The organism is Microbulbifer donghaiensis (genome assembly GCF_900129095.1).
Taxonomy (GTDB): domain Bacteria; phylum Pseudomonadota; class Gammaproteobacteria; order Pseudomonadales; family Cellvibrionaceae; genus Microbulbifer; species Microbulbifer donghaiensis.
Genome location: NZ_FQVA01000001.1, coordinates 1,871,262 through 1,884,355 on the forward strand (window position 1 = coordinate 1,871,262; position 13,094 = coordinate 1,884,355).

At 62.4% G+C, this 13,094-nt stretch carries 13 protein-coding genes; 5 read left to right on the forward strand and 8 right to left on the reverse strand.

Going from position 1 to position 13,094, the window contains the following annotated elements; genetic code table 11:
- Positions 1 to 13: 13 nt before the first annotated feature.
- On the forward strand, positions 14 to 430 hold the full coding sequence (locus tag BUC36_RS07880; protein ID WP_200797206.1) for a DUF2147 domain-containing protein: 417 nt from the start codon (positions 14 to 16) through the stop codon (positions 428 to 430).
- Positions 431 to 529: 99 nt separating this feature from the next.
- On the opposite strand, the gene BUC36_RS07885 is transcribed toward BUC36_RS07880, so the two are convergent.
- The 5 genes from BUC36_RS07885 to BUC36_RS07905 form a co-directional block, all read right to left on the reverse strand.
- Positions 530 to 2,032 carry a DHA2 family efflux MFS transporter permease subunit gene (locus BUC36_RS07885; protein ID WP_073273401.1) on the reverse strand — a complete coding sequence of 501 codons (1,503 nt, stop codon included), beginning with the start codon at positions 2,030 to 2,032 and terminating at the stop codon, positions 530 to 532.
- 10 nt (positions 2,033 to 2,042) lie between these two features.
- Positions 2,043 to 3,128: an HlyD family secretion protein gene (locus tag BUC36_RS07890; RefSeq protein WP_200797207.1), complete on the reverse strand. Its 1,086-nt coding sequence runs from the start codon at positions 3,126 to 3,128 to the stop codon at positions 2,043 to 2,045.
- 1 nt (position 3,129) lies between these two features.
- Positions 3,130 to 3,570, reverse strand: coding sequence for a MarR family winged helix-turn-helix transcriptional regulator (locus BUC36_RS07895; RefSeq protein ID WP_073273403.1), 441 nt, complete (start codon positions 3,568 to 3,570; stop codon positions 3,130 to 3,132).
- A gap of 135 nt (positions 3,571 to 3,705) precedes the next feature.
- Complete coding sequence (gene parC, locus BUC36_RS07900) at positions 3,706 to 5,955, reverse strand: DNA topoisomerase IV subunit A (protein ID WP_073273405.1); 2,250 nt, start codon at positions 5,953 to 5,955, stop codon at positions 3,706 to 3,708.
- 81 nt (positions 5,956 to 6,036) lie between these two features.
- Complete coding sequence (locus BUC36_RS07905; protein ID WP_073273407.1) at positions 6,037 to 6,930, reverse strand: LysR substrate-binding domain-containing protein; 894 nt, start codon at positions 6,928 to 6,930, stop codon at positions 6,037 to 6,039.
- A 112-nt stretch (positions 6,931 to 7,042) separates the two neighbouring features.
- Between BUC36_RS07905 and BUC36_RS07910 the strand changes: the two genes are divergently transcribed.
- The 4 genes from BUC36_RS07910 to BUC36_RS07925 all read left to right on the forward strand — a co-directional run bounded on the left by BUC36_RS07910 (position 7,043) and on the right by BUC36_RS07925 (position 9,697).
- Positions 7,043 to 7,723 carry an FMN-dependent NADH-azoreductase gene (locus BUC36_RS07910; RefSeq protein ID WP_073273410.1) on the forward strand — a complete coding sequence of 227 codons (681 nt, stop codon included), beginning with the start codon at positions 7,043 to 7,045 and terminating at the stop codon, positions 7,721 to 7,723.
- Between the two features lie 108 nt (positions 7,724 to 7,831).
- The gene (locus BUC36_RS07915) at positions 7,832 to 8,284 is read left to right on the forward strand and encodes a DUF2214 family protein (RefSeq protein ID WP_073273412.1); all 453 of its coding nucleotides are present in this window, start codon (positions 7,832 to 7,834) and stop codon (positions 8,282 to 8,284) included.
- A 19-nt stretch (positions 8,285 to 8,303) separates the two neighbouring features.
- Entirely contained in the window at positions 8,304 to 8,894 is a 591-nt protein-coding gene (locus BUC36_RS07920; RefSeq protein WP_268778219.1) for an ABC transporter ATP-binding protein, read from the forward strand.
- Positions 8,891 to 9,697 carry an ABC transporter permease gene (locus BUC36_RS07925; RefSeq protein ID WP_073273416.1) on the forward strand — a complete coding sequence of 269 codons (807 nt, stop codon included), beginning with the start codon at positions 8,891 to 8,893 and terminating at the stop codon, positions 9,695 to 9,697. The genes BUC36_RS07920 and BUC36_RS07925 overlap by 4 nt, the downstream gene beginning before the upstream one ends.
- A gap of 84 nt (positions 9,698 to 9,781) precedes the next feature.
- Here BUC36_RS07925 and BUC36_RS07930 read toward each other — a convergent pair whose 3' ends face one another.
- The 3 genes from BUC36_RS07930 to BUC36_RS07945 form a co-directional block, all read right to left on the reverse strand.
- Complete coding sequence (locus tag BUC36_RS07930) at positions 9,782 to 10,333, reverse strand: YdeI/OmpD-associated family protein (RefSeq protein ID WP_073273418.1); 552 nt, start codon at positions 10,331 to 10,333, stop codon at positions 9,782 to 9,784.
- A gap of 81 nt (positions 10,334 to 10,414) precedes the next feature.
- On the reverse strand, positions 10,415 to 10,747 hold the full coding sequence (locus BUC36_RS07935) for a hypothetical protein (RefSeq protein ID WP_073273420.1): 333 nt from the start codon (positions 10,745 to 10,747) through the stop codon (positions 10,415 to 10,417).
- A gap of 390 nt (positions 10,748 to 11,137) precedes the next feature.
- A complete protein-coding gene (locus tag BUC36_RS07945; RefSeq protein WP_073273426.1) occupies positions 11,138 to 13,084 on the reverse strand; it encodes an aconitate hydratase in 1,947 nt (648 codons plus the stop codon).
- Positions 13,085 to 13,094 lie beyond the last annotated feature (10 nt).

Consider the following 13,094-nt stretch of genomic DNA (forward strand, 5'->3'; position numbering starts at 1 on the left):
AGGGGTAACCGACATGATGAGAAACCTGCTGCTGGCGGCCTGCTGCCTGCTGTTTGCCCTGCAGGCCAGCGCGGCGGATGTACTGGGCAAGTGGCGCACGGTTGACGACGAGACCGGCCAGCCGAAGTCCATCATCGAGATCTACCAGAGGGGCGGAAAATACTACGGGCGCGTCGTGGATCTGCTGATGAAGCCCGACGACACTGTCTGCGACAAGTGCCCCGGCGCGCTCAAGGGACAGAGGATCGTCGGCATGGACGTGATCACCGGCATGGTGAAGAACGGCGATATCTATGAGGGCGGCCAGATTCTCGACCCGGCCAAGGGCAAGGTTTACGACTGCAAGTTCTGGCTGGAAGGCAACCAGCTGAAGGTGCGCGGCTATCTCGGCTTCTTCTATCGCACCCAGACCTGGCAGCGAGTGCAGTGAGGGCCGCTACCTGCCGTTTGCCAACTAACTCATAGTTGACCCGTCATACCGGCGCAGGCCGGTATGGCGAAAGAGCACGCGACGCCCGCGCGGCCGCAATCAGGCCGCGGCCGCGACTTCCCGCTGCGGATTCGACAGCAGAAACACCAGCGGAATCGCCGCCAGGTTGATCCACATCAGTAGCTGAAAATCATTCACGTAGGCAATCTCGGCCGCCTGCCGCGAAAGCTCCTGCATCACATTCGCCGGCAGCGCTCCCAGCTCGCCGGCGCTCGGCAGGCCGCCGAGCAGCTCCGGCGACAACTGCAGCCGTTCGCCGAGCTGCTGCTGGTTGATCCACAGGTTGCGCGTCAGCACCGCCATTACGATAGATACGCCGATACTGCTGCCCAGGTTGCGCGACAGGCTGAACAGCGCCGTGGCCTCACCGCGCAGCTGCGCCGGCAGGGTCGCGTAGGCCAGGGTCGAAATGGGCACGAATACCAGCCCGAGCCCCATGCCCTGCAGAATGCCGGTCCACACCAGCACGCTGCGGCTGACCTGCAGGTTAAAGCCGGCCATAAAATGCAGGGACAGGCTCACCAGCAGCATGCCGACAAAAATCAGCGCGCGACCGTCGATGGTGCGCAGCAGCCGGCCCACCAGCATCATCGCCAGCATCACGCCCAGGCCCCGCGGCATCAGCACCAGGCCGGTGGTCACCACCGGGTAACCCTTCCACTGCTGCAGGTAGGACGGCAGCAGCGCCATGGTGGCCAGCAGGATGATGCCCACCACGAAGATGAACACCAGCCCGGATACATAGTTGCGGTCGCGGAACAGTCCCGGCGACAGAAAGGGGTTCTTCGTCGTCAGCGAGTGTACGACAAACAGGTAGAGTCCCAGTACCGAGGCGATGGCGTACAGCTGAATCTCCAGGGACTCGAACCAGTGCACCTGCTCGCCGCGGTCCAGCAGCATCTGCAGCGCGCCGACCGCCAGCGCCAGCAGGCCAAAACCGAGGGCATCGAAGCGGGTTTTGCGCGTCTCGCCTTCCGGCACATACAGGTAGATACCGATCAGCGACAGGATGCCGAACGGCAGGTTGATGTAGAACACCCAGCGCCAGGAGTAGTATTCGGTGAGCCAGCCGCCGAGGGTCGGCCCGAGAATCGGCCCGATCATCACCCCCACGCCCCAGATACTCATCGCCGAAGCGTGCTTCTCCCGCGGGTAAGTATCCAGCAGTGTGGCCTGGGACAGCGGCACCAGCGCGGCGCCAAATACGCCCTGCATCAGGCGCCAGAAAATCATCTCGTTCAGGCTGCCGGCCTGGCCGCACAGCATAGACGTAATGGTGAAGCCGGCCACCGACCACAGGAACAGCCGGCGACGGCCATAGCGCTGCGACAGGTAGCCCACCGGCAGGGTCATGATCGCCGCGGCGACGATATAGGACGTCAGCACCCAGGTGATCTGGTCGTTGCCGGCGCCGAGACTGCCCTGCATATGAGGCAGGGCCACGTTGGCAATGGTGGTGTCGAGCACCTGGATGATCGTGGCCAGCATGATGCTGACCGTGATCATCCGGCGGCGCCCGTCGGTCATGGGGACTGCCGTCATGCCACCGGACTCACGGCGCCAGGACGACGCGGCCGCTCTCACCACCGCTGGTGCGCGCGGCTACCAGCTTATCGTCTTCGCTGGTATCGATACGCACCCTGGCGCTCATACCCGCACGCAGCGCGGGCGCGTCCTTGGCCGGTAAGAGGCGCAGACGCACCGGTACCCGCTGAACCACCTTGACCCAGTTGCCGCTGGCATTCTGTGGCGGGATCAGCGCAAATTCACTGCCACTGGCGGGGCTCAGGCTGTCCACCTGCGCCTGCCAGCGGAAATTCGGATAGGCGTCGAGGGTAACCTCGGCCTGCTGGCCGGTGCGCACCCGCTCCAGCTCGGTCTCCTTCAGGTTGGCCTCCACCCAGATACCGTCGGCACCCAGCATGCTGATCAGGCCGATACCCGCCGGCGCCATCTCCCCGGCCTGCGGTACCGTGTTGGCGATCACGCCATTGACCGGCGCCATGATCCGCGTGCGGGACAGCTGATAGCGCGCCTTGTCCAGCTGCGCCTGGGCCACCTTCAGGTCGGCCTGCTCCTCCAGCGGAAATTCCGGGTTGCCACCCAGTTCGGCGCGCAGGCTGGAGAGTTTTTCGGTATTGATCGCTATCTGTGCCCGCGCCCGCTCCAGCTGCTGGCGCGATTCGTCCAGCTGCGCTTCCGACACCGCCACCTTGCCGAGTTTCTCGTTGCGCGCCAGCTGGCGGCGATAGAAGTCTGCATCCTGGCGCGCCTGTTGCAGGGCGGCCTCCGCCTCGGCGTAATCCGCGCGTCGCGCCAGCAGCTCGTTGCGCACCTGCCCCAGGTGCCCCTCCGCCTCGGCCACCGCCAGTTCAAACGGCGTCGTATCCAGCTGCACCAGCAGTTGGCCTTTTTCCACCGGCTGGTTGGCACGCACCAGTACCTGTATCACCACACCGCTGACTTCCGGCGCCAGGGATATTTTGTCCGCCTTGATATAGGCATTTTCGGTTTCCACGATGCTGCGGCCACCAAACAGGCACCAGCCTGTGACTGACACGGCGACGAGAATACCGGCGAGGAACCCCAGGCGGCGCACCGTGATTTTCCCCGCGACTTTCCCCAATTTCCCCTTCACTTCAAACCTCCTCACGTGTCAGGTTCTCCCGCAGCCGCTCCAACAGCCCTTGCAGCTGGTGCACCTCCGCCGCCGAAAAGCCGGCCAGTGCCTGAGTGCGGGTCTGTTGTGCCAGACCGCGCAGCGCCACCAGCGCCGGCTCCGCCGCGGGGGTGAGATAGATACGAAAACAGCGCCGGTCGCCAGGATCTGCGCGACGCTCCACCAGGCCCTCTTCCTGCAGCTTGTCTACCTGGCGCGCCAGGCTGATGGGGGCCACATCCATGCGCTCAGCCAGCTCCGCCTGCTTCTGCCCCTCTTCCTTGGCCAGGTGCCACAGCACCTGCCAGCGCGAACGGCTGAGGCCGTGCGCCTTGGCGCGACGATCGAAGTTGCGCCGCAACAGGCGCGCGGCACTGTGCAGCTCGAAACTCATCTGAGCGGCGGTATCTTTTAAGGACATGGCTCCCCCTTTGAAGGGCGCTTATTATAAGGATGCTTACAATTATCGCAATGCGATGTGCGGGCCAAAATATTTCCGCCCAAACCGAAAAAGGCGAACCATTTGGTTCGCCTTTTTTGCCGAAAGCGGAGCAATTTACTTTTCGACGACTTCCACCCGATCCACCTTCTGGAAGCCCCGCGGCAGTTTGTTACCCCGCCGGCCGCGCTCGCCGTGGTAGTGATCCAGTTCGGAGACCTTGATCTTGGTGTGGCGCTTGCCGGCGTGAATCACCAGGTGGGCGTTGCCCTCCAGCACCGCCACACCGACCACTATCTCCTCGCGGCTGGCGGCGCGGGCCGATGGAATATTGATGATCTTGTTGCCCTTGCCCTTAGCCAGCTCCGGCAGCTCGGACACCGGGAACACCAGCATGCGCCCCTCACTGGTCACCGCAGCCAGCAGCGCCTCGTCCGGATTCTTCACCTCGCACGGCGGCAGCACCCGCGCACTCTTAGGCAAGCTCAGCATCGCCTTGCCAGCCTTGTTGCGCGACTGCAGGTCCGCCAGCCTGGCGATAAAACCGTAACCGGCGTCGGAGGCCAGCAGCACGCGCTGGTCGTCGGCGCCCATCAGCAGGCCTTCAAAGGTGGCACCGGAGGGCGGGTTGATACGGCCGCTCAGCGGATCGCCCTGGCCGCGTGCCGACGGCAGCGTATGGGTGGCGATCGCGTAGCTGCGGCCGGTGCTGTCCAGCAGCAGTGCCGGCTGATTGCTCTTGCCGCGGGCGGCAAACTTGAAGCCGTCGCCGGCCTTGTAGCTGAGCGCGGTTGGATCGATGTCGTGGCCCTTGGCGGCGCGGATCCAGCCCTTGTCGGACAGCACCACGGTGATCGGATCGCTGGAAAGTAGTTCCGCCTCGCTGAAGGCCTTGGCCTCTTCGCGGGCGACGATCGGCGAGCGGCGCTCATCGCCGAACTCATCCGCCGCTTGCAGCAATTCCTTTTTGATCAGGCTCTTCAGGCGGCGCGCGCTGTCCAGGGTCTTGGTCAGCATATCGCGCTCTTTTTCCAGCTCCGCCTGTTCGCCGCGGATCTTCATCTCCTCGAGGCGCGCCAACTGGCGCAGTTTGGTGTCGAGGATGTATTCCGCCTGCACATCGGTCAGCTCGAAGCGCTCCATCAGGGCCCGCTTCGGCTCGTCTTGGGTGCGGATGATCTCGATCACCTCATCGATATTGAGGAAGGCGACCAGCAAGCCGGCCAGCAGGTGCAGGCGCTTCTCGACCTTGTCGAGGCGGAACTGCAGGCGGCGTCTCGTCGTAACCGTGCGGAAGCTGAGCCATTCACCCAAGATCTTGTCCAGCGACTTCACCTGCGGGCGGCCGTCGATACCGATCATGTTCATATTGATGCGGTAGCTGCGCTCGAGGTCGGTGGTGGCGAACAGGTGGTTCATGACCTGGTCCATGTCCACGCGGTTGGATTTCGGCACTATGACGAGGCGGGTCGGGTTTTCGTGATCCGACTCGTCGCGCAGGTCCGCCACCATCGGCAGCTTCTTGGCCTGCATCTGCGCGGCAATCTGCTCCAGCACCTTGGCGCCGCTGACCTGATAGGGCAGCGCGGTGATGACGATATCGCCATCCTCCTTACTCCAGATCGCGCGCATCTTGACCGAGCCGCGGCCGGTCTCGTAAACCTTATGGATCTCCGCGCGCGGCGTGATGATCTCCGCCTCGGTGGGCATGTCCGGCCCCTGGATGTACTCGCACAGCTCCGCCACGGTCGCCTTGGGATTTTCCAGCAGCGCCACGGTCGCATCGACCACTTCGCGCAAATTGTGCGGCGGGATATCCGTGGCCATGCCCACGGCGATACCGGTGGTGCCGTTCAGCAGGATGTTCGGCACCCGCGCCGGCAGCACCGCCGGCTCGTCCATGGTGCCGTCGAAGTTCGGCTGCCAGTCCACGGTGCCCTGCCCCAGTTCCGACAGCAGCACTTCGGAATACCTGCCCATGCGCGATTCGGTGTACCGCATGGCGGCGAAGGACTTGGGATCGTCCGGCGAGCCCCAGTTGCCCTGGCCGTCGATCAGCGGATAGCGGTAGCTGAACGGCTGCGCCATCAGCACCATCGCCTCGTAGACGGCGCTGTCGCCGTGCGGGTGGTATTTACCGATCACGTCGCCGACGGTGCGCGCGGACTTCTTGTACTTGGCGGTGTTCTTGAGCCCCAGCTCGCTCATCGCGTAGACGATACGCCGCTGCACCGGCTTCAGGCCGTCGCCGATATTCGGCAGGGCGCGGTCCAGAATCACGTACATGGAGTAGTCCAGGTACGCCTTTTCGGTGTACTCCTTCAGCGGCAGGCGCTCGGTGGCCTCAAAGACGGAGGTATCGGTCATACAACGCTCGTTATTCTGTTCGGGAGGAGCGGATTATGGCGGCGAATTGCGGCCGGTTCAAAGAGGAGCTCGCAGGCGACCTCACTTGCCGCCCAGCCCTGGGGCTGCGGGCAGATCATTTTTCAACCAGGAACGAAATGCCTCGACTTTCTGCTGCTGGCCGCGGTCACCACACAAAAGGTAGTAGCCAAAACCCGGCAGGCGGCAGCTCCCCCGGTAACGCCGCAGCCAACCCTGCTGCACGGCGGAGTCTGCCAGCAGGTTGCTGACAAAAGCCAACCCCTGCCCCGCCAGCGCCGCCTGTATCACGTACATCTCCTGGTCGAAGCGGTATTGCGCCGGCATTTTTCGACGCGGCATAAAGCGCCGCCACCACTGCTCCGCGGTAACCGCCGGCAGGCTGCGGCTCTTCCACTGGGTTTCAAACAAAGTGATCGGCCTGCCTTTTTCCAGCTTCGCGAGACTATCGGCAGTGCCGTAGATACCGAAGTCCTCACGCAGCAACAGCTCGGCCCCGCCCTCCGCCGGCGGCAGGCCGTAGCGGATGGCGATATCCACACGCCGGTCGCGCTGCAGGTCCACCAGTTGCTCATCCGTCTGCACCACCACCCGCAACTGCGGATGCCCGCGGTAAAAATCCTGTAGCCGCGGCGCCAGCCACAGGGCGGCAAAGGCACTGGTGGTGTTGACCGTGAGCACCTTGGGCTGACCGGAGATTTCCTCTATCGCATCCGCCAGGGTCTGCAGCGACAGGCGCGCGGCATCGGCCAATTGCCGGCCGGCCGCCGTCAGGTAGACGGCGCGGGTACGCCGTTCGAACAGCGCCGTGTCCAGCTGTGCCTCCAGGTTGCGGATCTGGTGGGAGACAGCGGTGGGCGTGATATGCAGTTCTCCCGCCGCATCCTTGAAACTGCCCAGGCGCGCGGCCGCCTCGAATACACGGATGCTGTTCAGGTTGCTCAATCGGTCGTACATGGCATCTCTATAAATGAATTTAATTCACCTATAGATGAAAAAGCATCCTTTGTCAACGACAGGTCGGGACAGCATATTTGCACTACAAACCCAGCCGATATCGGAGACAGACATGAAAAAAGTGCTGAAAATAGATGCCAGTGCACGCAGCGTCGACAACGAAGTGCCGACCTACCGCTCCCTTTCCCGACTGCTGTCGCGGTATTTCCTGGAGCGCTGGCTGGAGCGCAACAGCGAAGATCTGTTCATCCACAGGGATGTGGGCGCGACGCCGCCCGCATTCGTCAGCCAGGACTGGATAGCCGCTGTATTTACCCCCGAGGCCCAGCGCAGCGCGGAGCAGCGGGCACTGCTCGCGCTTTCCGACCAGCTGATCGACGAGGTGACGCAGGCGGACTTGATCCTGATTTCCACGCCCATGTACAACTACGGCATGCCGGCCAGCCTCAAGGCCTGGTTTGATCAGGTGGTCCGGGTCAACAAGACTTTCTCTTTTGACCTGGCCCGCGGCGACTTCCCGCTGCAGCCGATACTCTCGGGCAAAACCCTGGTGCTGCTGTCCTCCAGCGGCGAGTTCGGCTTCGAGCCCGGCGGAGTCCGCGAGAGCATGAATCACCTGGGGCCCCATGTGCGCACACTGGGCCACTATCTGGGTGTGGAGGACTTTTATGAGATCCGCATAGAATACCAGGAGTTCGGCGACGAGCGTCACCGCCAGTCCATCGAAAATGCCTACCGGGAGGTGGACAAGCTTGTGGAGACATTAACCGGAAAAGTGCACTCAATGGCTTGAGACGGCGTGCAGCCTGCATATTGCCGCCCGTAAATATTTACACCATTTGTGATACCTTCTCCCGCATTCTGGAAATAACAATTCCCAGCGGAATACGGGAGACCACTGATGCCCACTCTGTTCGCCTTTCTACACCACCTCACCGCCTTCGCGCTGGTCGCCGCCATCGCCATAGAACTGGTGCTGCTGGGGCAGAAGTTCACCGTGGAGAGCGCGCGCAAACTGCAACGGGTCGACCGACTGCTGGGTATTTCCGCCGGCCTGCTGCTGGTGGTCGGTCTGCTACGGGTTTTCCATTTTGAGAAGGGCGCTGCCTACTATTTCCACAACGGCGCCTTCCACGCAAAACTGACCCTGTTTTTCCTGGCCGCATTGCTGTCCATCTATCCGACGATACGCTTTATTTCCTGGAGTAAGGACCTGAAAAAAGGACAGCTGCCGGACGTCAGCGACGGCCAGTGGCGATTGATGCGCAGGATCGTACATATCGAGCTCGCCGCGATCGTCGGCATTCTGCTGTGTGCGGCGATGATGGCGAGGGGGATCGGTTATTTCGGCTAAATCCAAGCGCGCGCTGCGACTGCAGCAGGTCGCGGTAGGCCCGCTCGACAATGTCGACCTGGAAGTGGCGCCGGGGGAGATCGTCTGCCTGTCCGGCCCGTCCGGCTCCGGCAAGAGCCGCCTGCTGCGCGCAGTCGCGGACCTGGAACCCCACGGCGGCACCGTGCAGCTGGGCGACCGGGAGCAGGATTCGGTGGCCGGCCACCACTGGCGCCAGTCGGTGATGATGGTCCCGGCGGAGACCGCCTGGTGGTTCGACAGTTTCGGCGAACACCTGAGCAAACCCATGCCGGACGCCCTCGGCGCGCTGGGCTTCCCGGAGGACACCGGCAACTGGGCGGTGTCACGCCTGTCGTCGGGAGAGAAACAGCGCCTCGCCCTGATCCGCGCCCTGTCCCGTGAACCCCAGGCACTGCTGCTGGACGAGCCCACCGCCAACCTCGACGACGACACCAGCCTGAAGGTCGAGCGCTGGCTGCAGGCCTACATTCGCCAACACCAGTGCCCGGTACTGTGGGTGGCCCACCGCGAGGATCAGATTCGGCGCGTGGCCAGCCGGCACTTTCGCATCGACGGCGCGGGGCTGCGGGAACAGGAGCTGCGGCAATGAATGTGATCGAGCTGTCCTGGTGGCAATTGGGGCTGGCCGCCACGCTGGTACTGGCGCTGGCCGCCTGTACGCAGCTCGCGCGCCTGGGCCTGGGCAAATCCCTGCTGGTGGCCGCGGCGCGCACCGCGATCCAGCTGACGCTGGTGGGGCTGGTACTGGAGACACTGTTCTCGGTCGGCAGCCTGCCGTGGGTGGCGCTGATGGGAGTGGCGATGCTGCTGCTCGCCGGACGCGAAGTCATGGCGCGGCAGCAACACCGGCTGCGCGGCGGTTGGAGTTTCACCATCGGCACCGCCGCCATGTTCGTGTCCGCGTTCAGTGTCACCGTGCTGACCCTGACGACGATTATCGGGCCGACGCCCTGGTACACGCCTCAGTATGCCATTCCGCTGCTGGGTATGCTGCTCGGCAACACCATGACCGGCGTGGCGCTGGCCCTGGACCGCCTCACCGAAGGCGTGTGGCGCCAGCGCCAACTGGTGGAAAACCGCCTGATGCTGGGGCAGACCTGGGTCGAGGCCTGCGGTGATATTCGCCGCGACGCCATGCGCTCGGGGCTGATGCCGATTATCAACGCCATGGCCGCCGCCGGCATCGTCTCCCTGCCCGGCATGATGACCGGCCAGATTCTCTCCGGCACCGCGCCCGCACTGGCGGTGAAATACCAGATACTGATCATGTTCACGATCGCCGCGGGTACCGGCTTCGGCACCTTTGTCGCGGTCAGTGTCGCCTCGCGGCGGCTGTTCGACCGGCGCGAGCGGCTGCGGCTGGATCGGTTGACTGGCAGCGCCGGTGATTGAGGCTAGTTACTCTGGATAAAAGCGTAGGGAAGTAAAATTTTCACCGTCACTTGCAGGGCGGTTTCATCACCATGGCAGGCTCGATCAATCCGCCGCCTCGGGCGCGCGGAAGGCCTTGCTGTAGTAGCCGGACTGATCGAAACAGCAAACACGCTTCTTTCCGCTGGCAAGCATGTCGCAGGCATCGCCAATCCGTTTTGCCCGCGTCCTGGATTGCTTGGCCGATGTTATCCAATGTATCCAGTCGAGGCGCGCGATGGTCGTCGTAGCGTCCCAAACGGCTCTCGCCTCGGGAGCGGCCGCCAATGCCCGCTCCAAATCAGGAGGTATCTCCGGCTCGGGCTCTTTCTCCACGGGTCTGATTTCCAGTGCAACGACGTCACCAGAGCCCGCGCCCGCGGCTTCCTGAAGCGCTCCGCTCACCGGCAGCCAGTGGCTTAACTGGCCATCCGGCTCGAGCGTAGCCTGGAAATAAAAGCCATTGATGGTACCTTCCACCGTCGTTCTTCCGCGCCTCGGTAGCTTTTCACTCACCTGCTTTGGCAGTACTACGAAAGTCCACGAAGCATCACCGCCGGGTTTCGCCGGGCGAAGTAGTTTTGCTTCGAAGCGGGAAGATCGTTCGACGTGATTCATCTCGAGCTCGCCAAAATTGCACCTGTTGTTGTGATAACTGGCAGAGAAGGTTGCATAGCTCGCGCCAGGCTCATTAGTTTGTCAAGGCTTGCGCAGGTACTGCCAGAGGTAAAATCCACCGACAAGGGTACCAACAGGGACATTCAGTATACTAACAATTGAAAATGGCAGCGCCAGTCTCGAAGCAGAATCTTCACCCCTGACGACCAGTATGCCTGCGATCAAGCCCAATAGATTGATCAGAATGAAGAACAGCAAAGCCGTACCATAAATGCTAAACAGACTGGCTGGGGCGCTAACAACTACCTCGCCGAAATTTGCAAAAAAAATCAAAAAAGCAGCGCTCAACACCAGCAGCATAAACGATGCGTAGACGATGATCAGCCACCCGGAGATCCTCTCTTCCCTGCTCACAGCCTATTCCTCCCTATCACGTTTTAAGCGCGGCCAAACCTGCGCAAGCCTTGCACGAAAGCAGGAGCACCGCTGGCCGCCCTCCCGGTTAAGTTAAAGCCGCCGAGCCTGGCCGTCTGCACCTGTCGACCGACAATCTTATTTCCTGAAAATCCGCTGCCTGCAGATTTGCTTTGCCTCGGTCTTTGATTTTTCCTTTTCATAAAATTGCATACAGTATTCAAACTTTGCGTCGACATCCGTCCTGCTCGGAGCGACCAGGGTAAACAGGATTCCGAGAATGATGCCAAGCACCAGTGACAGTGGATCCACCTTCATCTTCTGACTCCAGATAAAATTTTCCTTTCCGGTTCGCCGGTTCACCAGCACCGCGGTGGCGCAGCCGACACTTTATTTGCCATCCGCCAGGTGCTTCTCCCGCGCCTCGTTGATCAGCCCGCCGGCCCTGATGGTTTCAATTTCCGCCTCCGACAGATCGTGCCGCAACTTGATGGTATCCCCGGCCGAATTGATCTTCAGCTCGACCAGCTTGCCCGGTGCCAGCTGTCCGATCGGGTCGTCCAGCTCCAGCACAGAATCCTGTTCCAACCTGTCGTAATCCTCCGCATCGTCGAACAACAGTGGCAGCACGCCGAAGTTGACGAGATTGCGCCGGTGAATGCGCGCCATGCTCCTGGCGATCACGCAGCGCACGCCCAGGTAACGGGGTGAGATGGCGGCGTGCTCGCGGCTGGAGCCCTGGCCGTAGTTTTCGCCGCCGACGACGAAGCAGTCGCCACTGAGGTCCATGGCGCGCTGATAGAAGTCTTCATCGACACGGGAAAAGGCATAGCGACTGATCGCGGGGATATTGGAGCGCAGCGGCAGTATCTCGGCACCGGCCGGCAGTATTTCGTCGGTGGAGACATTGTCGCCGGCCTTCAGTAGCAGCGGTCCTCGCAACACCTGCGGCAGTTTTTCGAATTCCGGCAGCGGCTGAATATTCGGCCCTTTTACTAGCTCCACCGCCACCGGTATTTCCTGCGGCGGCTGCAGCAGCGGGCGCATGTCCGGCAGCTGCCCGGGTTCCTCGAAGGTCGGATAGTCCATATCCAGGTCGCGCGGGTCGGTGATTTCGCCCCTCAGTGCGCTGGCGGTAGCGACTTCGGGGCTGCACAGGTAGACCTGGTCCTCCTTGGTGCCGGAGCGGCCGGGGAAGTTGCGCGGCACCGTGCGCAGGCTGATGCGGCCGCTGGCCGGCGCCTGGCCCATACCGATACAGCCGCCGCAACCGGTCTGGTGCAGGCGCGCGCCGGCTTCGAGCAGTCTGGCCAGATCGCCACTGCGGCTGATTTCTTCCAGCAGCTGGCGCGAGGTGGGATTGATATCGAAGGACACATTGTCGTTGACGTGGCGGCCGGCGACGATGCGCGCCGGTATCGCGAAGTCGCGCAGCCCGGGGTTGGCGGAGGAGCCGATATAACTCTGGTAAATCGCTCGTCCCGCCACTTCGCGCACCGGCACCACTTTGTCGGGACTGGACGGGCAGGCGATCAGCGGTTCCAGCGCCGACAGGTCGATACTGTCCTCTTCATCGTAGCCGGCGCCTTCATCCGCCCTCAGCTCGACAAAATCCCCCTCTCGCTGTTGCTGCGTAAGAAAAGCGCGCACCGCCTCGTCGGCCGGGAAGACACTGGTCGTCGCCCCCATTTCCTGGCCCATATTGGCGATCACATGACGATCCATGGCCGTCAGCGTGGCGAGACCGGGCCCGTAATACTCGACGATCTTGTTCACGCCACCCTTGACCGTCTGGCGGCGCAGCATTTCCAGAATAATATCTTTCGCACTGACCCAGGGCGGCAGTTTCCCCTCGAGTTTGACGCCAAGAATTTTTGGCATTTTCAGCGCAAAAGGCACACCCGCCATGGCCATGGCCACCTGCAGGCCACCGGCGCCGATCGCCAACATGCCCATGGATCCGGCGGCACAGGTGTGGCTGTCGGAGCCCAGCAGCGTCTTGCCGGGGATGCCGAAGCAGGACATGTGCACCGGGTGGCTGACGCCGTTGCCCGGCCGTGAAAACCATACGCCGAATTTGCGGCAGGCGCTCTGCAGAAACAGGTGGTCGTCGGCGTTCTTAAAATCCGTCTGCAGCAGGTTGTGATCGACATATTGGGCGGACAGTTCGGTTTTCACCCGCGGTAAACCCAGCGCCTCGAACTCCAGCATCACCATGGTGCCGGTCGCATCCTGTGTCAGCGTCTGATCGATCTTCAGTTCGATCGGGCTGCCGGGCTCAAGCGAACCGCTGACCAGATGACTGTCGATAAGTTTCTGTGCGAGATTCTTTGCCATGGCATTCTGT